Source organism: Candidatus Terasakiella magnetica, from assembly GCF_900093605.1.
Taxonomy (GTDB): domain Bacteria; phylum Pseudomonadota; class Alphaproteobacteria; order Rhodospirillales; family Terasakiellaceae; genus Terasakiella; species Terasakiella magnetica.
The window spans coordinates 25912-47806 of sequence record NZ_FLYE01000001.1 but is presented as its reverse complement, the minus strand read 5'-3'; the positions used below and the strand labels follow the sequence as shown (position 1 = coordinate 47806).

At 47.1% G+C, this 21895-nt stretch carries 8 protein-coding genes (1 of these 8 cut by a window edge); all 8 read right to left on the bottom strand.

Going from position 1 to position 21895, the window contains the following annotated elements; genetic code table 11:
* Positions 1-66 precede the first annotated feature (66 nt).
* A complete protein-coding gene (locus tag MTBPR1_RS00040) occupies positions 67-885 on the bottom strand; it encodes an SDR family oxidoreductase (RefSeq protein WP_069186041.1) in 819 nt (272 codons plus the stop codon).
* Positions 886-897: 12 nt separating this feature from the next.
* Positions 898-2682 (bottom strand): acyl-CoA dehydrogenase C-terminal domain-containing protein, encoded by a 1785-nt coding sequence (locus MTBPR1_RS00035; protein WP_069185513.1) that lies wholly within the window; start codon positions 2680-2682, stop codon positions 898-900.
* Between the two features lie 4 nt (positions 2683-2686).
* Positions 2687-5014, bottom strand: coding sequence for a 3-hydroxyacyl-CoA dehydrogenase/enoyl-CoA hydratase family protein (locus tag MTBPR1_RS00030; protein WP_069185512.1), 2328 nt, complete (start codon positions 5012-5014; stop codon positions 2687-2689).
* Positions 5014-6138 (bottom strand): thiolase family protein, encoded by a 1125-nt coding sequence (locus MTBPR1_RS00025; protein WP_069185511.1) that lies wholly within the window; start codon positions 6136-6138, stop codon positions 5014-5016. The genes MTBPR1_RS00030 and MTBPR1_RS00025 overlap by 1 nt, the downstream gene beginning before the upstream one ends.
* 103 nt (positions 6139-6241) lie before the next feature.
* The gene (locus tag MTBPR1_RS00020) at positions 6242-6634 is read right to left on the bottom strand and encodes a MerR family transcriptional regulator (protein ID WP_069185510.1); all 393 of its coding nucleotides are present in this window, start codon (positions 6632-6634) and stop codon (positions 6242-6244) included.
* Positions 6635-6721: 87 nt separating this feature from the next.
* A complete protein-coding gene (locus MTBPR1_RS00015) occupies positions 6722-8338 on the bottom strand; it encodes a long-chain-fatty-acid--CoA ligase (protein WP_069185509.1) in 1617 nt (538 codons plus the stop codon).
* A 29-nt stretch (positions 8339-8367) separates the two neighbouring features.
* Positions 8368-8667: an SCP2 sterol-binding domain-containing protein gene (locus MTBPR1_RS00010; protein ID WP_069185508.1), complete on the bottom strand. Its 300-nt coding sequence runs from the start codon at positions 8665-8667 to the stop codon at positions 8368-8370.
* Between the two features lie 74 nt (positions 8668-8741).
* Positions 8742-21895, bottom strand: partial view of a tandem-95 repeat protein gene (locus MTBPR1_RS17910; protein WP_069185507.1) — the end only. The gene runs 25126 nt beyond the window's last position; 13154 of the gene's 38280 nt are visible here — the last part of the coding sequence; its start codon lies off the right edge, out of view — the gene reads right to left on this strand; it ends in the stop codon at positions 8742-8744.

The window sequence follows — 21895 nt, the reverse complement described above, 5'->3', positions numbered from 1 at the left end:
TACCAAGAGTAACATTCACTACCTTCCGCAGCAAAGGCCACGCCGACCGGTGTGGCCTTTGTTCATTTAGAGAAAAAGATCAGGAAGTAGTGGTTCACCAGCTTTCACCGCATAATGCTCCAAATCCGTAATACCTTCTTCTTTCAATACATCTTCATCAATATAAAAGTTCCCGGTATGGGTCTTGGCATCACGTTGCAAAATGATATGGGCGCAATCCGCAACGATCTCGGGTGTGCGACAATTTTCCGGTTTCACCAGATCACCCAACATAGCAAGGGCTGCTGTATAAATAACCGTTTTAGGCCATAGTGCATTGACCGCCACACCTTGTGAGGCAAACTCCGCCGCCATGCCCAGCACACACATGCTCATACCATATTTTGCCATACTATAGGCCGTATGTCGTGCAAACCATTTAGCATCCATATTAAGTGGTGGTGACAGGTTTAAGATATGAGGGTTCTCGGACCTTAAAAGATGGGGCAAGCAGGCTTGTGAAACACAAAACGTGCCGCGTGCATTAACTTGGTTCATCAAATCATAGCGTTTCATCGGTGTTTCAAGCGTGCCCGTAAGATTAATGGCAGAGGCATTATTGATGCAAATATCAATCCCGCCGAACTCAGCCACCGTTTTTGCTACAGCCTCAGCCACCTGATTTTCATCACGAATATCAACTTGTAACGCCAGTGCTTTGCCGCCTGCTTCCTCAATTTCTTCAGCTGCACTATAAATGGTGCCGGGCAATTTCGGGTTTGCTTTTGCCGTTTTGGCCGCAATGGCGATATTGGCCCCGTCCGCTGCACATTTCTTGGCAATGGCAAGGCCGATGCCGCGGCTTCCCCCTGTGATGAAGATCGTTTTTCCTGCAAGTGATCCCACAATCATCCCCTTTTAAAAAAGCTCTTCATCCAGTTCCATCATGGATGCCCCACCTGCCATGATGGAGGCAAACAAACTGTTGGTTTGAGGGAGAAGTTTCTCCATGTAAAAACGCGCTGTCGTAATTTTCGCCCCATAAAATCCACTTTCATCCTCATCAGCCTTATCTTTTGAAGCCTCAACCATACGACACCACATATAGGCCAGTGCGACCAGCCCAAACAGACGTAGATATTCTGTCGCCCCGGCAGCCGCCTCTTCAGGTTTTCCCATCCCCACGCGTGCAAGCTGGCCTGTGGCTTGTTGCAAGCGCCCAAAGGCTTTGGCAAGGGGTTGCACAAATTCCCCCATTTCCTCATCCATGACATATTTTTCAATATAGTCCTGAACGGGATGAAAAAACCGTCGCAGGTTACGCCCTGCCTTGGCGGGCATTTTTCGACCAATCAGATCAAGGGCCTGAATGCCGTTGGTGCCTTCATAAATCTGGGCAATACGACAATCGCGCACATATTGTTCCATGCCATGTTCACGAATAAAGCCATGACCACCAAAAACCTGCATGCCGATATTGGTACATTCAAAGCCAAGGTCGGTAAAAAGTGCTTTGACAATGGGTGTCATTAATTGAACAAACTCATCAGCCTCTTCACGGCGTTTGTCATCTGCGTGCCTGCGCGAGATATCCAGCTCTTCAGCCACCCATGCCCCCATGGCGCGACAGCCTTCAATATAAGCCCGCTGTGTCATCAACATACGGCGCACATCTGGATGCACAATGATCGGATCAGCGGGTTTATCAGGATGTTTCACTCCACTTAAAGAGCGCCCCTGCAAACGTTCCTTGGCGTACTCAACGGCGCCTTGATAAGATGCTTCTGCCAGCCCAAGGCCTTGCATCCCCACGGCAAGACGCGCAGCATTCATCATGGCGAACATGCCGCGCATACCCTTGTTAAGCTCCCCTACAAGCCAGCCTTTTGCGCCATCAAAATTCATCACACAGGTTGAAGAGGCCTTGATCCCCATCTTATGTTCAATCGAGCCACAAGTTACCCCATTGGCCTCGCCCGCATCCCCCTGATCATCAGGGATAAATTTCGGCACGATAAAAAGACTTATGCCTTTAATGCCTTCTGGTGCATCGGGTGTGCGCGCCAAGACCAGATGAATGATATTCTCAGTCATGTCATGCTCACCTGCAGAGATGAAGATTTTTGTCCCTGTCACGCCGTATGAACCATCACTTTGCGGCTCCGCTTTTGTGCGACAAAGGCCAAGGTCCGTGCCGCAATGGGGTTCCGTCAAACACATGGTGCCAGACCAGCTGCCATCCACAAGCTTGGGCAGATACATATCTTTCATGTCATCGCTGCCAAAGGTATGGAGCGAATGATAGGCCCCGTGCGATAAACCCGGGTACATGCCAAAAGACAGGTTTGACGAACAGATCATTTCTGCAATCATACTATCAATGGCCTTAGGCATCCCCATGCCGCCATAGGCTGGATCACAGGCCAATCCGGTCCATCCGCCTTCACAAAAAGTTTTATAGGCTTCTTTAAATCCTGTTGGCGTGCTGACCTTACCATCACTCCAGATGCAGCCTTCTTCATCACCACTGCGATTAAGGGGAAAAAGGACTTCCTCGGCAATTTTGCCCGCTTCTTCTAAAATCGGTTCAACAAGGTCACGCGTTGCTTCTTCAAAGCTTTCCATCTCTGGCAGCTTATCGGCGTTCATCACTTCATAAAGGACGAACATCATGTCGCGAATGGGTGCTTTATATGTTGCCATTTTCTTAGTTCCTCAACGGTTTGCCGGTTAGCAGCATATGTTCAACACGATCCAATGTGTCTGGATGGCGCACCATTTTCATGAAATTTTCACGCTCCAGATCGAGGATATCCTGCTCGGACATTTCAACGGTTGGGTCGCCTTCTTCACCACCTGTCAGAATGTCACCTACGGCTTGGGCCACCACCGCGTCATGCTTGGTGGCCTTTCCTTGGCGCACAAAACCGCCCACTGCCATAGCAAAGGCCACACGACCACTTTCACCTGCAAGGCTAAAGACAGGTTTTTCAGGCGCTTCATAATCCTCAACCAGCTCTAAGGCTTTGGCTTTGGCATCAGCGAGCAGACGGTAACGGTTCATGGTAATGCCGTCCTCTTTTCCCATAATCAGGTTTGATTTGGCCTCTTCTGCTGATTTCGCCACATTGGCGGTGGAAATCAGTTCAAAAGCCTTGGCTGCACCGGGCATGATGCCGCGGGGATGTTTGGGGTTTATAGACCAACGGCGCAGCATTTCTTTTGTGCCACCCCATCCGGGCACCAATCCAACGCCCACCTCAACAAGGCCCGTATATGTTTCCACATGAGCCTGAACCGCATCACTATGAAGCAGGATTTCACAGCCCCCGCCCAAAGCCATACCACTTGGGGCAGAGACTACAGGGAATGGGGCATATTTCAGCGCCATATAGATATCCTGTCCGGTTTCCACCATATTTTCAATCTCGCCCCATGCTGCAATATTTGCTGCAAAAAGGGCGAGACCCAAATTTGCCCCAACAGAGAAATTCGTCCCCTCGTTATAAATCACCAAGGCTTTATATTTTTTCTTCACCACGCGAATGGTTTTGCCCAATAAAGTTAATGTATCAGGATCCAGAGCATTCATTTTTGAGGTAAATTCAAAACAGACCACCCCGTCCCCAATATCCCAGAGCGAAGCTGACCCATTTTTCAAGATAGGTTCTGATTTCAGCTTGATATCAGACAGCATGATCACGCCATCAGGGCGTATTAAATCGGTATAGCCCCCTTGTGCGGTGAGGTACTGGAGTTTCCCCTCTTCAATGCGATAAAACGTCTTGCCCCGCGCTGTTTCTAAAATAGCAGGGAGCTCAAAACCCTCTTCAACCAGCTTATCTGCAAACCAGTCTGTGCCAAGCTTATCAATCAGCTCAAACGGGCCAAACTTCCAGTTATAGCCAAGGCGCATGGCTTCATCAATTGAGGCAATATCATCTGCGGCTTCACCCACCAACATGGCGGCATAAGAAAGCGTGTGGGCCAAAACCCGCCATGCATATGTGCCGCCTTTATCTTCATGCGTGACGAGTTTTTGCAGGTCTTTTACTTTTGTGCGCCCGCTTAATAGGCTTGATTTAATGGTGGGGCGATATTCACCTGTAGACAGATCAATCCCCTCTTTAACCTTCTGCCCACCCTCACGGTTTAAGCGATAAAAGCCCCCTTTACCTTTGCGCCCAGTATAGCCATTAGCAATCATTTTTTCAATCAGGGGCAACTCACGCTTGGCTTTAACAAACGGGTCATCACTGGGCAGTAAGTTCACCATGGACTCAATCACATGAGGCATAAGGTCAAGCCCCACAAGGTCCATCAGCCCAAACACACCTGTTTTAGGAATACCACAAGGCTTGCCAATAATGGCGTCAGCCTCTTCAACAGAAAGCCCTTGACCCATGGCTTCCAGAACGGAGATATAAATCCAATACACCCCTAAACGGTTGGCGATAAAACCGGGGCGGTCTTTACAGTGAACGATGGATTTTCCAAGTTTGTGGTCTGCAAACTCACTCACCCTATTAATAACGTCTTGATTAGTCTTTTCGCCTTTTACAACTTCCAACAAACGCATATAGCGCGGTGGGTTAAAAAAGTGGGTGATGCAAAAATGCTGCGCAAAATCATCCGACATACCTGCAACAAGATTATCCAGTGGAATGGTGGAGGTATTGGAAGATACAATCGCACCTTTTTTGCGCACAGCCTCAAGCTTTTTATATAAATCCTGTTTGATATCAAGGCGTTCAATCACCGCCTCAATAATCCAGTCACATTCAGACACTTGATCAAGGTGATCTTCGATATTGCCTGTTGTGATGCGTTTTGCATTGCGTTTATGGCTCAAGGCAGCGGGATTGGATTTAAGCAGTTTTTTAACCGCACCTTGTGCAATAACATTTCGATTATCTGCCCCGTCTGGAACGATATCAAGCAGCAAGACCTCATGTCCGGCATTTGCCCCATGGGCCGCAATACCTGCGCCCATTACGCCTGCGCCAATGACACATATTTTATTAATCATCCCCATCAGATCGCCTCCACAATAGTTGCGATCCCCTGACCCCCGCCGATACATTGTGTAGCTAAACCGTATTTTGCGCCTTCGCGTTTTAACACGGAGGCCACTTTACCAACGATGCGCGCCCCTGTTGCCCCAAGGGGGTGACCAAGGGCCAAAGCCCCGCCATCAAGGTTGATCTTTGCCGGATCAAGCCCCAGCTCATTTATGCAAGCCAGTGATTGGGAGGAAAAAGCTTCATTAAGCTCAACCACATCCAGATCTTCCAGTGAAAGCCCCGCACGCGCCAAGGCTTTGCGGGTTGAGCCCACAGGCCCCATGCCCATCACCTCGGGAGCACAGCCTGAAATCGCAACAGATTTAATGCGCGCTAAAGCCTCAATATTATGGGCCTTGGCATAATCTTCACTACAGACCAACACTGCCGCCGCCCCATCGGTGAGCGGGGAACTGGTGCCTGCGGTTACAGAGCCGTCTTTATCAAAGGCAGGGTTAAGCCCGGATAAATCATCCTGTGTGGTGCCTTCACGAATACAGCCATCACGCTCTACACCGTTAATGGGGACTATTTCATCATCAAAGCGCCCCTCAGCTTGTGCTTTTGCCGCTTTTTCATGAGAAGCCACGGCGAACTTTTCTTGAGCGTCGCGCGAAATATCATATTGCTGCGCCACAACTTCTGCTGTCTCGCCCATGCCCATAAAAGCATTGGCGTTATCGTGATAAAGGGTTGGATTTGGCAGTGGGTTAAAGCCCATGATCGGCACACGTGTCATACTTTCAACACCTGCGCAAATGAAAGCCTCCCCCGCCCCCATGGCAATAGCACCTGCAGCCTGATGGACCGCTTGCATGCTTGAGCCGCAAAAACGGTTGACCGTCACCCCGCCAACAGTGCTTGGTAGGCCACTTAAAAACACCATGATGCGCGCAAGGTTAAAGCCTTGCTCACCTTCAGGAAAAGAACATCCGCAGATCAAATCTTCAATATCATCAGGATTGACGCCTGTTTTGGAAATCAGGTCACGAACAACGAAGGCGGCTAAATCATCAGGCCTGACCTTTGCCAAGGCCCCTTTATTAGCGAAATGAAAGGGGGAGCGAGAATATCCCGCAATAACGACGCTTTTCATAATACTGCCTCCGTCCTTTAACTTACCTATAGGTAATCAACCAGTTAGATGAATACGGACCACTTGGTGCGGCTTGTTATTTCATTTTATTAACTCTGGCTCTTTACTTAACCTCAACGCTTTTTTCAATAAGGGTATCTTGGCATTGTTTTTCAATTTCTTTTAATTCAACCAAAACAGATTCAAGTTCAACTTTCTGTTCTTCAAGGTCATTTATGCGATGGCGCACTTTGCCGCTTAACATCTGGATTTGATCAACCTGATCGACCTTTGTTTCGTAAAGGTCAAGAAACTCACGTATCTCAGCCAAAGAAAAACCCAGCTTTTTTCCACGTAAAATCAAGATCAGGCGGGCACGGTCTTTTTTCGTATAAACACGCGTATTTCCAGCACGTTGCGGGGCCAGGAGCTCCTTCGTTTCATAAAAGCGAATGGCGCGCGGCGTGACGCCTAACTCTTTTGCCAGTTCCGGTACGGTGTAAAATTCCTGTGCCACAATGCATCTTCTCTTTCATTTGTTATAATTAGTAAGTTACCTTACCTATACGTTACTTGCAAGTTAAAAAATATATAGCCCTATGTGTTAAGCGGTCTTTTTAGCCCGTTCTTCTTCAACCAATTCCTTCTTGGATAATTTCCCCACCATGGTTTTGGGCAACTCATCGCGCATTTCTATTTCTTTAGGCATTTCAATGCGCGAGAGTTTATCTTTTAAAAATGCCTTCAGCTCGTCAGCCGTTAAACCTTCCTCGCCTTCCACCAGCTTTACAAAAGCTTTTGGGGCCTGTCCACGGTGCTCATCCTCAATACCAATGACGATACATTCCGCCACCCTTTCATGAAGATAAATCGCCTCTTCAATCTCGCGCGGATACACGTTGTAGCCCGAACAGAGGATCAAATCTTTGATACGATCTACAATAAAGATATAGCCCTCTTCATCCATATAGCCGATATCGCCCGTATGAAGCCGCCCGTCAATCACGGTGTTTTCTGTGGCTTCTGGACGCTGCCAATATCCTGCCATGACTTGCGAACCTTCAATAACAATTTCACCTTTCTCGCCTTGGGCCATTTCAATCTTCGGATTATCAGGATTGCGAATGGAAACCTTTGTATCGATCAAAGGCAAGCCGATTGAGCCTGCCTTAATCTCCCCTGTGGGCGGGTTTACCGTTGCGACAGGTGAGGCCTCGGTCAAACCATAGCCTTCCACAACTGTGCACCCTGTCAGCCTTTCAAAATCGCTTTTTACCTCAACAGGCAGCGGCGCACCGCCTGAGATACAGAATTTGATGGAGGATAAATCATATTTTGCCAAATCCGACGCCCCATTAATCGCCGTATAGATGGTTGGCACACCGGGGACTAAGGTTGCCTGCTTTTTAGAAAGTGTTTTTAAAAGCTGCTGCAATTCAAAACGCGGCAATAAGACAAGCTCTGCCCCAATGGATATCCCTAAATTCATCACCACCGTCATGGCAAAAACATGAAAAAAGGGCAAGACACCCAACATACATTCTTCCCCCTCAACAATGGGGGGCATGGCGTGACGTACCTGATGGGTATTGGCTGCAATATTGGCATGGGTCAACATGGCCCCTTTAGGCCGCCCCGTGGTGCCGCCAGTATATTGCAAGACCGCCAAATCCTCATCAAGGGTCTTAACCGCATTATAGGCCCCATCGGTATTTGCCAGTCGCGTGAAGGATAAATGAGCCGGATCGCGATTAAAATCCACAAGTTCAGAGCGTTTGAGAACATTAAACAAAACACTTTTAACAGAAGGCAACACCTCAGACATAGAACATACGATGATGCGTTGTAAGCAGGTTGTCTCTAGGCATTTTTCGACTTTGGGAAATATTTGTTTGAGATCAAGCGTGATCATAATCTCTGTTTGGGAATCTTCAATCTGATAGGCCAGTTCACGTTCTACATACAGCGGGTTGTAATTAACAACCGTGCCACCCACTTTTAAAATGGCGTAATAACAGACCACAAAATAAGGGGTGTTGGGCAAGCATATGCCGACCTTACTGCCTTTTTTCACACCGAGTTGTTGAAAGCCTTTTGCGGCACGATCAACCAGTTCAGCAATTTCGCCATAAGTATATTTCTTATCGAGGAAATCAACACAGGGGCGGTCCGCAAAACGTTCCACGGCTTGATCAAAATAATCAATAACGCTTTTAGTCATCAGCTTGCCTCCTCCTTACCCTGTGCTGGTTAATGCAACAGGCCTGTCAGCTTCATGGCAATCCCCATGGAACCTTTCACTTTTAATTTGCCCATGGTGTAGGCCAACATGGGGTCCAGCTTGCCAGCCAGCAGTTTTTCAAGGTTTTGTGTTGTGATCTTAATGGTACAATCAGCCATATCATCTTCATGACTGAGCACGGCAGGTGTTTCTGTAGCATCCAGAAAAATCACCCCGTCATTCTTGCAGACGAATTTCACCGTCGCATTCAAGCTCTCTAAATCATCGAGCATTTCAGACATACGTTCTTCAACTTGTTCAATGGACATTTTGAAGCCTCCTATATCACTTATTACCTATAATAGATCAAAGTGACCTATAGGTAAAGTAAATAAGAATCCTTCTAATCAATCAAGTTGGTGATATCGATATCATCATCCACAAAGATAGAATAACTGCCGCTGTCATAGCGAGAATACGTCTTGTCGCCTGCCCCATCCACATTTAGCGTCTGGTCTGTGCCACTATCAGCCCATGTCTCCCCACTTGAAAGGGTATCATTGGCGTCCCCCACAATGACGAAATCCTGCACGCCATCTGACATATAACCAACCGTCTCACCGCTTAGGTGGATATCCCAGTCGCCATCTTTGAAATCGAGCACTTCAATATTACTGATAATATGAGCAAACTCTGTATCGGTGGTATCGAACGTCCCGCCTGTATGGAACTTCAACGTATCCTGATCCGCCCCCCCATCATAGCTATCTGAGCCATCACCATTATAGATCAGCGTATCATTATCGCTGCCGCCATCTAAGGTATCACTACCAAGGCCACCATCTAGAGTGTCATCGTGATAATGTCCACTCAGTACATCATCACCAGCCCCGCCAGAGACTGTATCAACACCAGAATATCCATTCAGGTTATCATTACCGTCTGTACCACTCATAATATCATCACCAGTGGAGCCTTTCAGCGTCCAGTCCAGATTGACATCACCATCACCAAAACGCAGGATTTCAATATCCGTGAGGCTATCGGTTCCCTCATCCCCATCATCAAGATTATTATCCGTGATCGTATAAGTCGCATCAGCATTTTTAGTGACTGAATAATCAGCAGAATTACCATTATAGACCGATACATCAAGGAAGCGTTCCACCCCCCCACCACTGATATGATCATCACCAGCGCCACCGATCAGCGTGTCAGTTTCACTTCCGCCATCAAGCGTATCATTACCATCACCGCCATTTAAAATATCATCATGATAATGCCCGCTTAGAAGGTCAGCGCCTGCCCCGCCAAAGACGGTATCGGCACCGCTATAGCCATTTAGATCATCATTACCGTCAGTGCCGCTAATCACATCCGCGCCAGTGGAGCCTTTCAACGTCCATTCCAGATTATAATCGCCATCCAGGAAGCGCAGAGTTTCAATATCTATTAAGGTATCGGTTCCCTCATCGCCATCTTCCACATGAAGGTCGGTGATTGTATAGGTCGCATCGCTATTCTTCACGATGGAATAATCGGTTTGAAGCCCCTCATAGACCGCGACATCAATGTATCTCTCAATAGAGCCACCAGATAAGATGTCATCACCGGCCCCACCGATTAGCGTATCGGCTTCAGTACCGCCATCAATATCATCATTGCCAGCGCCACCATGTAAAACATCATCATAGTAATGCCCTGTGATCACATCATCACCCGCGCCACCAAAGACCGTATCGGCACCGCTATAACCATTCAGGTTATCCGTTCCATCACTGCCATGAAGTGTGTCAACGCCCGTGCTACCTTTCAAGGTACGATCCAGATGATAATCACCATCATGGAAACGCAGGATTTCAACGTCCGTTAAACTGTCTGTGCCTTCATCTCCATCAGCCGCATTTAAGTCTATAACCGTGTAGCTGCCATCGCCATTTTTGGTGATGGTATAATCAGTTGAGACACCGTCATAAACAGCCACATCAAGATATCTTTCAATAGCGCCGCCAGAAAGGCTATCGTCACCGGCCCCGCCGATTAGCGTATCGGCTTCAGTACCGCCATCAATGTCATCATTACCATCACCACCATAAAGAATGTCATCGTAATAATGACCTGTGATGATATCATCACCAGCCCCGCCAAAGACCGTATCTGCCCCAGAATAGCCATTGAGGTTATCCGCCCCTACTGACCCGCTCATGGTATCAACACCCGTTGAGCCTTTTAGCGTCATATCAAGGTGCACATCTTTATCGGCAAAGCGCAGGATTTCAATGCTGCTAAGCGTATCAACCCCTTCATTGCCATCGTCCCAGTTGGTGTCTGTGACCGTATAAGTCGCATCAGCATTTTTAACGATTGTGTAATCCGTAGATTGACCGTTATAGAGTGCCACATCCAGGTAACGGTCTGTTACCCCACCCGTTAAGAGATCATCGCCCGCCCCACCAATAAGGGTATCGGTTTCATTTTCCCCATTGATGTCATCATTGCCATCACCGCCAAACAAAATATCATCATGATAGTGCCCCGTGATCGTATCATCACCCGCCCCACCATAAATTAAATCAGTGCCTGTGTAGCCTTTAAGCACATCATCGCCAGCCTCACCCCAGATGGTGTCATCACCCCCGCGCCCATCAATGGTGTCATTCAACACGCCACCGCCGAGGTTTTCAGAAGCAGAACTTCCATTGAAGCTATAGGCCACTGCTGAGTATTGACTACCATCAGCGAATTCGAGAATTTCGATATTTGTCAGCGTATCTGTACCATCATCGCCATCGCTGGCGTCATTATCGGTAACTGTGTACGTGCCTGCATTATAGGAAATGGTGTAATCAGACTGATATCCCGTGAACTCAGCCGTATCCATGCCCGCGCCACCATCAATGACGTCATTACCACCAAGGCCAACGAAAATTTCATTAGCGCTTGAGCCTGTGAAATTATCGGCGTTATCAGAGCCTCTCACCCCTTCGATGTTGGAAAGGCTATCCGTCGCGCCATCTCCATCGCTGGCAAGGCCTGTAGCAAAGTTGACATCAACCGCACCTGTGGCACTCTCATAAGACACACCATCAAAGCCATCGCCACCATCCAGCGTGTCGTTACCAGTGCTGTGGGCAAACATATCATCGCCTGCCCCGCCAGAGATCGTATCATCACCATCCCCGCCATTGATACGCTGTTCGCCATCATCAAAGACGAGAGTGTCGGCGGCTGCGGAACCATTGATCCAGACTTGTTCGTAACGTGTGCCGTCTGAGTTATAGATTTGGCTGTAGATGCCACCGCCTGAACCATCCGTTCCACTGTAATCGGTCCAAGTGACAATATACTTACCATCTTCAATTACAGCGACAGACGGATATGATTGGTCCCCATGTGTGGTCGTATTAACAAGGAACTCATCACCAATCTTGTTGCCTTGCTCATCAAAACGTTGACCATAGACCCCATGGGAACTTCCGTCCTGTCCATTAGAATACCAAACAGCAACAAAACCACCCCAATCAAACGCAGCAATTGACGGTTTATATTGGGCGAAATCATTTGCGGCCTCAGTACTTGGGAAAACAATATCCCCGCTAATCGCCGTCGCGCTATTATCAAACACCCGGCCCATAACATTATAGCCACCGCTTGAAGCGTTATACCCATACCACGTTACGACGAAACCACCATTTGCAAGGCCAACAGTGTCAGATGTTTGTTGCACTAATGCTGAAGATTGGTTGACTGTAAATTCATCGCCTACAGCAACGCCATTCACATCAAGAATTTGCCCCATTACATCATATGAAGAATCATCTGTTGTCCATGTGAGCACATAGTTCCCATTATTCAAAACAGTAGATGATGCATCATTGTGGTTTACTGCGGATACAGGATTTACTTGGAACTCACCATTAACCTTGTCGCCATTTACATCAAAACGCTGCGCTATAATATTCGTCGTACTGCTCTCTTGCGTATCACTCCAAGATACAACAAAGCCACCATCTTCCAATCCGATGACTGATGCAAGGCTCTGATTGCCTGCTATTGTTGTATTGACAACAGTTTCAGTTCCAACCGGATTAGCTGAAGAATCAAAACGTTGTGCATAGATATCATTACCGTCAGCCCCAGACCTATAAACGATAACAAAACCACCATCTATTAGCTTCGCTGCATCCCAAACACCCTGATAGCCTGTGACATCTGTATTCACCAAGAACTCGTCCGTAAGGGCTTTCCCATTACCGTCAAAATGACGTGCATATACACCTGTCTGGTTACCATCCTGATATTGGTCATTCCATACAGCTACATAGCTTCCATCTTCCAGACTAATGACTTGAGAACTCGACTGTTGATGAATTGTCGTCTGATTAACTCGCTCTTCCCCCAGACTATCCTTATAGGTGATATTACCATCAGCAAAGGAGATCATCTCAATATCTTTGAGCTTATCTTCGCCTTCATCCCCATCGGCCGTATTCATGTCTTTCACATGCACATAGCCGTCATTATCGGTGAAGATCGTATAATCCGCCATATTACCTGCGTATCCGGCAATATCCGTACCGTCCCCGCCATAAAGCACATCATCGCCCGCTTTACCGATTAAGGTATCCGTGCCACCAAGGCCCCAAATCTCATCATTGGTTGCCTTGCCTTCAAGGCGTTGGCCCACGTCTGTTCCATAAACACCATGGGTGGTTTCTGGGCTTGAGGCCACATCCACAAAGACCGTCGCTGTTGAGGTACCACCATTGCCGTCCGATACCGTATAGTCAAAGGTGCCTTCACCAAAGTAATCCTCAGCAGGCGTGAAAGTCACCGTACCATCGCCATTAAGCACGACAGTGCCATTGGTCGCATTATCAACCGCCGTGATGGTCAGCGTATCGCCATCTACATCACTGTCGTTACCAACAAGGTCAGCAACGCTAAAGGTGATTGGCGTGTCTTCATCAGTTGAGACCGTATGGGTTGGTTCATACGCCTGAACAAATTGGCCAGTATCGGGATCAAGCATGAATACACTGCTCGTCGATTGCAGGTATTCAGTGGTCGCCAAATAGAACACACCACCAATTTCAAAACTTTCCCAATTATATGCGTGATCAACACTTAAGGTCTGATATTCAACGAAACCATCACCATCCCATTTAAAGAGACGTGCGCTCGTACCATCATTGCCTTCAACCAGATAGCGTTCATCATTGTACTCAAACGAATGCCAGTCACGAATACTGGTGGTTTGAATCGTTTGATCCACAACAAATTCAGTACCATCCCACTTGTAAATAAACGAGTTGGTCGTTCCACCGCCACTACCATCTTTGCGATGATTAGCAAGAGCAAGGTAGTGCGTACCATCAATTTCAAAGGCTTCCCAATCAATCGCGCCTTCTGTATTGATTGATTGTATTTCACTAAACCCACTGCCATTCCATTCATAGATTTTGGACACACTAGAATAGCTGGTATTGCTAAAGAAGCTCGCCAAGGCAAGGTATGTTTTGCCGTTTATCTGGAATGTTTCAGCATCTCGTTGCCCCGGCATAGACAGAGTTTCAATTTCTGTAAGGCCTGTGCCATTAAACTGATAAACCCTTGCATTAACGTCATATTCCAAACCTGGCGTACCCGCATCATTATAATAATTTGCGGCTACAAAATAGGTTTCATTATCTACTTCAAAGCTGGTCCAACTATTTGCACCATGCAAAGGTAGAAGCTGAACTTGCTCGAATTGATTTAACGTATCATTCCATTTCAAGAATTCTGAATTTTGATTAAATGCAGTTCCATTTTGGAAGTTGGCAACGGCCAGATACATTTCTCCGTTAATTTCACGTGCTTCAAAATCATAGGCCCCATGAGTTCCAATATCCTGAATTTTAACGAACTTAGTGCCGTTCCATTTATAGATATATGAACTAATTGCATCACCATTCCATATATCAGTCGCATCAGAGAATTTAGCAACAGCCAAATAGGTTTCACCATTGATCTCAAATTTTTCAAAATCCATCGCATATGATGTATCAAAACCCAGCACACTTGCGCTGAGTACCGTCTCATCTTCAGCTGCAATCGGCACGTAATTTGCCGCTGCCACGTTCACCGTAACGGTTTGTGTTGTCACCCCACCATTATTATCGCGTAGTTCCACGATGAAGCTATCTGCACCCGCATAACCGTTATTGGCCGTATAGGTGAAGGCCCCATTGCCCGAAAGAACAACCGTGCCGTTGGTGGCTTGGGTATCCAGCGCGAAGGTGACTTCTTCGCCTTCTAAATCCTTGCCGACAATAGCAGAACTAAAGGCCGTGCCTTCCACAACCTCAATGGCGAAATCTTCCACCACGTCATAGATCATATCCCCGCCCAATATCGGGGAGTTGGTTTGAGCCTCGATATGGAGCTGATTGGCTGAGAGATCATCAATACGGCCTGTGCCTGTGCTGTCACTAAACTGCCAGTTCGCCACCAGATTTTCTTCTGCACTTGGGTCGCTTAATGCAGATTGATAATTTTGTTGGATTTCCCAAGCTGAGCGTACGTCATCCCAGATACGAACATCCGCCATATCGCCGTCAAACTCATTCCAAAACGCATCAGCGCTTTGCCCAAGTGTTATATTTTGGTCTGCAAAGGCCCAATCGACTGTCACGTCATAACTATTATAAAGCTGCCCATCCATATAGACATTAATCACACCACCTGCATGTTGCTCATAAGTAACTGCAATATGGTGCCACTCACTATCCACAACGTTATAAGGCGTCATGGTGCCATCAGAAGTAGCCTCAGAAGCAGCCCCTTTTGCTTGAAGGGAAACGACACCAGTATCTAGGAAAAAGACGTTCAAGCCATTTAGGGATAAATTACTATCTCCACGGCTTATAAGAGATTGCCCTGCGGCAGATGTTGAGCCTGTTTTAAACCATAATTCCCAAGTCCCGTTGGCACTGTCAAAAGCCGTATTTGTATCAATGGAAACAACATCATCCACCCCGTCAAAGGTGGCCGTATTCACGGTGCGTGACACACCAACAGCCTCAGGTGCATCGTTGGTGCCTGTGACTGAAACCGTCACCGTGCCCGTGTCGGTGCCGCCATTGCTGTCGGTGATGGAATAGGTAAAGCTGTCAGAACCGACATAATCGGCCTCAGGCGTATAAGTCACCGTGCCATCCCCATTGAGCACAACTGTCCCATGAGAAGCCTCACCCACCTTATAGATCGACAAGCTATCGCCATCAGGGTCAGTATCATTACCTGTCAGGTCTGCTGTGGTGAAAGTCAGCGGGGTGTCTTCGGCCGTATTAACGATATCTTGAACATCGGTTGCTGTAACGAATTGGCCTGCGCCTGCATCAAAGCGGAAGATTTCAGAACTTGTCAGGTTATGAGTAGATGATGCCAAGTAATACACACCATCAATTTCATAATTCACCCAATTGTAAATATCATTGCTCGAAAGTGTTTGAGATAAAACAAATTGCGCCCCGTCCCATTTATATAACCTGTTGTCTCTACCATTACCGTTGGCTTCTACAAGATAACTATCCCCTGCAACTTGGAAACTATGCCAAGTATATGTCCCTGTATTTGTTAAACTTTGATGTTGTACAAACTCTGTCCCATCCCACTTGTAAATATGTGAAGGGATGTCATAAGATGAACCATTATAATGGTTAGCAACTGCAAGATATTGTTCGCCATTAATTTCAAAGGATTCTAAATCAGTTGCCCCAGAAGTCGCGAAGGATTGATATTCGACAAACTGAGTACCATTCCACTGGTAAATTTTAGAATTCAGATTATGAGTTGAATCATTATTATAATTTGCTACGGCTAGATACTGAACACCGCCGACCTCAAAACTTTCCCAATCACTAGCGCCATTTGTCGCAATACTTTGAAATTCAACGAAAGTGGATTGGTCTGCATCCCATTTATAAACTTTCGAATTAAGATTATAACCAATGCTGTTGTTTACATGGTTAGCCACGACTAAATAGGTTTCCCCATTTATTTCAAAATGTTCCCAATCCTGCGCCCCAGAAGTCGCGATAGACTGATACTCATCGAATTGCCCGTCGAGCGTATTCCACTTATAAACTTTCGAATTAATATCTAATGTAGTGCCGTTATAGTAATTTGCTACTGCTAGATAGTTTTCACCAGAAATTTCAAAGCCAACGACATCAAACCCTGCTTGTGTCGTAATATCCTGAACCCAATCAAACGTACTGCCGTTCCATTTATAAATGCTGGAACCTGTTGTGTAGTTTGAACCGTCTGCATAGCGAGTGACCGCCATATAGGTTTCGCCATTAATAACAAAAGTATCGGTAGATGAAGCCTTATGCTCCCCAACACTATGCTGCGTCGTCCCAAAGCTGGTCGCATCATCCACCGCGTGCGGACTGATGTTGGGGTTAAGGTTGATGGAATTGGTTTTCTCATCCCCATTGGCTTCAGCTGTTGTGACATTCAGGCTGACCGTGAAATCACCAACCGTGTTGGCAACCGTCATGCGCAGGTCATCGTTTGCCTTAATGGCCTCAAGGTCACTTTGACTAAATGTCCAGTTACCCTCGCCTGCTGAACCATAATTAAAGCTCGCCCCTGCAGGCAGGCTGCCCACGCTCACCGCTGTAATAGTTTCTGAGCTATCAGTGAGGCTGATATCCATGTTCAGATCAAAGAAGATATTAGAAGCATCCCCACCGCTTTCAACCATATCTGCGGTAATGATCGCCCCATCAGCTACCGCATCAACTTCCAGCGCCACGGTTGAGGTATCGCTGCCGCCATTGCTGTCAGATACCGTATAGGTAAAGCTTGCCGGACCAGAATAATCCGCATCCGGTGTGAAGGTCACGCTCTGATCGCCATTGAGCACAACGCTGCCATGTTCTGCATTGCCCACGCCCGTCAATGTCAGGGTCGCATTATCCACATTCTCATCATTGGCAAATAGCTCAGCTGCGGTAAAGGTAATGGCCGTGTCTTCTTGGGTTGAGTTTGTATAAATGACTTCGGTTGCGATGACGAATTGGTCTGTTGTTTCATCAAAGCGATACATGTCTGAAGTGATATGACGTGTTGAATCATTGTGGTATTCAGCTGCGATTAGATATGTTTCACCATTGATGACCTCATAGTCCCAATCTACATTACCCAATGTCGCAATTGTCTGAAATTCAGAGAAGCTGCTTCCGTTCCATTTATAAATTTCTGAGTCTACGCCATATGTTGAGCCATCATACATGCTGGCAATCGCGAGATAGCTTTCACCGTTAATTTCGAAATATGTCCAATCCCGACCACCACTTGTAGCAATCGTTTGGAAATCAATGAATGTTGACCCGTTCCACTGATAGATTTTGGAATCAACATTGTAGCTATTACCGTCTTCATTATTAGCAACTGCAAGGTACGAATTGCCATCAATTTCGAAGTATTCCATACCCATGGCGCCTTTGGTCGGAATTGCTTGATGGCTTACGAACTCCGTTCCATCCCATTTAAAGATTGGAGAAGTCGTATTGTATGACGAGTCGTTATATTGGCTTGCAAAGGCCAAATACTGCGTCCCGTCAATCTCAAAAGCCTTAATATCATAGGCACCACTCGTTGCTAGGTTTTGCTCCTGAACAAAGCTTGTACCATTCCATTTATAAACAACAGAATTCAGGTTATGTGTTGAACCATCATGGTAATTTGCGACGACCAAATAGGTTTCACCAGCGATTTCGAATTGCTCAAACTCACGTGCCCCACTTGTCGCTACCAACTGCTCTTCCACAAACTGAGAACCATCCCATTTGTAGATCACTGAATTAATATTATATGATCCATCCTGTGCTGCATTCGCAATCGCAAGATAGCTATCTGAACCTATGCTGTAGCTTTTCCATGCCGATGCCCCATAGGTTGTGACCTGTTGATGTTCAACATACGTTGTTCCATCCCAGCGGTAGATCACAGATTGGTTCGTGTAACTTGAATTTGTATAATAGTTAGCAACAGCGAGGAACTTATGCCCATCAACTTCAAATGTTTCAATATCATGGGCACCAATGGTCGCAAAATTAATCGCAGTTGTATTATGAGAGATACCATCCACATGGGCATCCACCCCGTCAGGGACAGAATTCACCGTCACGGTGATTTCTTGAGTTGAAATAGCACCATTCGCATCAATGGCTTTGACAAAGAAATTATCTGTGCCGAAGTAATCTTTATTGGGCGTATAGGTCCAGTTACCAGCCCCATCCACAGTGGCTGTACCGTTAACCCCGTCCCTATCAAGGGCGAAGTTGAAACCGTCACCTTCAATATCGCTTGCTGTCACCGCCCCATTAAGGGTTGCGCCGTCTTCATCCATGGTAAAGCTGGTCTGCGCTGTGGTAAAGGTTGGCGCGTCATTAACGGCTTGAACATCCAGCATGATCGCCATGTTCATAGAAACCGTGCCATCACTAACAACCACATTCATCAACACATGGCCGCTTTCATCTGTGGCTGGTGTGAAGGTCCAGCTGCCATCTGTGTTATCAACAACACTCCCGCTTTTCACAGCGATAGAAGAAACAGAAAGCGTATCCCCATCTACATCCTGAACCATTGCCAGAATGTCGGCCTCGTTCAAGGTGAGTTTTTTATCTTCCAGCGCTGCCAGTTGCAGCAATGGCACAGGCGTTTCCACGCCATCTGTCATGAACCAGCGGGTTTCAACATGGTATCCGCCATCATCATCTGCCCAAGAGAACAGGACACGACCATCAGTAAAGCTTTCGACTTGCGGATAGGTCTGATTACCTGTGAGCCCAGAATTGACGATAAACTCATCCCCAATCATCACACCAGCGCCATCAAAGCGCTGGGCATGGATGTTCGCGAGATTGGCATCAGTCCAAACAACAACAAAACCGCCATCAGCCAAAGCTGTCACTTCAGGTGAGAACTGATCACCAGACCAAGAGGTATTAATCTGGAACTGTGTTTTAACAAAACTGCCATCTGCCGGGTCCATAATAGAACCAAAGATCGCATCTGCAGAGCCATCACTAGCCCCCGTATCACGCCAAACAAAAGCAAGGTTACCATCAGACAGCTCCACCATATCCGGGCGATCTTGTGGGGCTGTTTCGCTATTCGTTATTGGCGTTGTTGCGAGTTCCTGCGTCCATGTGTTGTCTGTCAGGTTATAACTATAAATCGCGACATAGTTATCGGCCTGATTATTTTCTGTAAATGTATAAGCAATGCGCCCACCAGAAAGGACTAACACATCACCGGGCAGGTTCTGTGTATCCCCACTTGGAACTGAGACAGGTGAGCCAAGCATTGCACCAGCTTCGTTCACCACTTGCATCCATTGTACACCTGTTGATGTGACATCAGACCAGGCAAGGATAAACTTATCATCAGAAAGATGCGTCAATGCCGTGTAATGTGCCTCTGTTCCAGCAACCTCAAAATGAACAACAGGTGCGCTTAGGTCAGCACCAGTTGGTGTGACACCGACTTTCTGCATATAAGGGTCATAGGCACCTGACTCATTACCGTACCAAGCCACCATATAACCACCATCTGAGGTGATCGTTGCAAATGGTGCCCAGTGGATGGCTTCATTTGTAGAATGGGTTGGATCATTCTCCACTTGGAAGCTCACACCAATTTCATTGCCACTGGCATCATAAAGCTGCCCGTAAATACCCCAGTTTGTGGAACTGGCTTGCTGCATCCAAAAGATCGCATAAGACCCATCCGGTTGCGTGACAATTTCCTGATGATGCATACCAATCGCGCTCGGTGCTGCAATGACCTCATCACCTGCAAACGATGAGCTCCCCAGCGCCACAGGTGTATCGTTATCGCCTGTTATAAAGGTGCGCTGTACAACCTCATGTGATGCTTGATCCTCCCAGACAAAGACAATTCGACCATCTGGGTGAGCTGTAACAAACGGCTGGGTTTGAACACCACCTGTCTCGTCATTAACGAGGAATTCTTGGCCCAGTTGCGCCCCTGCTTCGCTATATCGTTTTGCAAACAGGTCACCTTGGTTGTCGGCTGTCTGATACATGACAATAAAGCCGCCATCGGGCAGGCTGGTCACGGTTTGGAAGCTCACAGGATCAGTTGTGACACTGACAGATGAATAAACGTTATTTCCCGTTGTGGTCTCACTGATGATCACACGGGTATCCGTGGCGCCGCCATTTGGTGTTTCCGTATAAACAATGGCGAGGTTGCCATTTAACATTAAGTCAGCCGATTTAATCTCTTGATCAATCAGCCCTGATCCGCCAATGGTGACAGGTGTGACATCTTCCACCCAGACATTGTTCACGTCATCATAATGCTTAACCGTGACTGCTGTTTCAATACCATTGCCGCCCGCATCATAGGCATGGATATAGGCAAATTTTCCCTCACCAATCGCCACGGCACTATGAGCAATCACTGCCGAATTGAGCGTTAAATCAGCTGAGCTCAGGGCTGTGCCATCCTCATTAATCAAGCGCGCACGGGCAACACCTGAATCTTCATGTGAGATTTGTAGATATGTGCCATCGCCCAAATTCAACAACTGCGGATGATGTGTAGCTGATGCGTTATCAATGGTTTTGACTTCAGGGTTTGATAGATCCGGCTGACCGTTTGAAACACCGATTTTACGGGTGTAGATGTCATACTGTCCGGCATTATCGCCTTTCCAGCTGACCAGATACCCGCCATCATCAGTCGCGACCGCATATGGCTCGCCTGAGCGCGCAGACTGATTAGCCAGATCACTATCATTTTCATTAACGAGGAATTCTGCACTTGTTGGATTGCCGTGAGCATCATACAAACGCCCAAACATATCGGTTTTTGTATTCCCGCTGAGTCGAGCTGACCAGAAAACAGCATAAGAACCATCTTCCTGCATGACCACATTGGTGTGTTCTTGCGTACTCATCACGCTTTGCGATACAGCCGTATCTGAAAGGTCAAGCATCGTGCGCAGTGCGTCCGGCCCTGTATTGGTTACAGTAAGCGTGCCGTTCACCTGCCCGTGTGCATTTTCAGTGCTATCAGCCACATAGCCATTTTCAATACCATCCAGTTTCCAGTTGGACACAAGGCCGCTCGTGTTTGGATCAATATAATGATCCATATTGGCCTGAATATCCGCCTCGCTGCGCACTGTATTCCAGATACGCACATCGGCCATCTGGCCGTCATAACGGTCCTCACCCAGATAGTTTGCACCGATATAAAGCGACGATGTCTCGCCGCCTGTCGCGCTTCCTGCCGCATTGGTCACATAATCATAAGGACCACCGGCAAGCACGCCATCAACATAGATTTCCCATGTATGAGTCGTATCATCACGCACCACTGCCACATGTTGCCATTGCCCATTCGTCAAGGCAGGTTGTGTATGTGTCGTATTATCACCACCAGCACCGGCTTCATGTACAACACGCACTTGTCCTGTACTGTCAAGACGCACAGCATAAAGCATATTGGTATTTTCTGTCTGCC

Bases quoted from the DNA above. Each gene is read 5' to 3' on its own strand.
- MTBPR1_RS00035 (WP_069185513.1), bottom strand. From the start codon at position 2,682: ATGGCAACATATAAAGCACCCATTCGCGACATGATGTTCGTCCTTTAT.
- MTBPR1_RS00030 (WP_069185512.1), bottom strand. From the start codon at position 5,014: ATGGGGATGATTAATAAAATATGTGTCATTGGCGCAGGCGTAATGGGC.
- MTBPR1_RS00025 (WP_069185511.1), bottom strand. From the start codon at position 6,138: ATGAAAAGCGTCGTTATTGCGGGATATTCTCGCTCCCCCTTTCATTTC.
- MTBPR1_RS00015 (WP_069185509.1), bottom strand. From the start codon at position 8,338: ATGACTAAAAGCGTTATTGATTATTTTGATCAAGCCGTGGAACGTTTT.
- MTBPR1_RS00010 (WP_069185508.1), bottom strand. From the start codon at position 8,667: ATGTCCATTGAACAAGTTGAAGAACGTATGTCTGAAATGCTCGATGAT.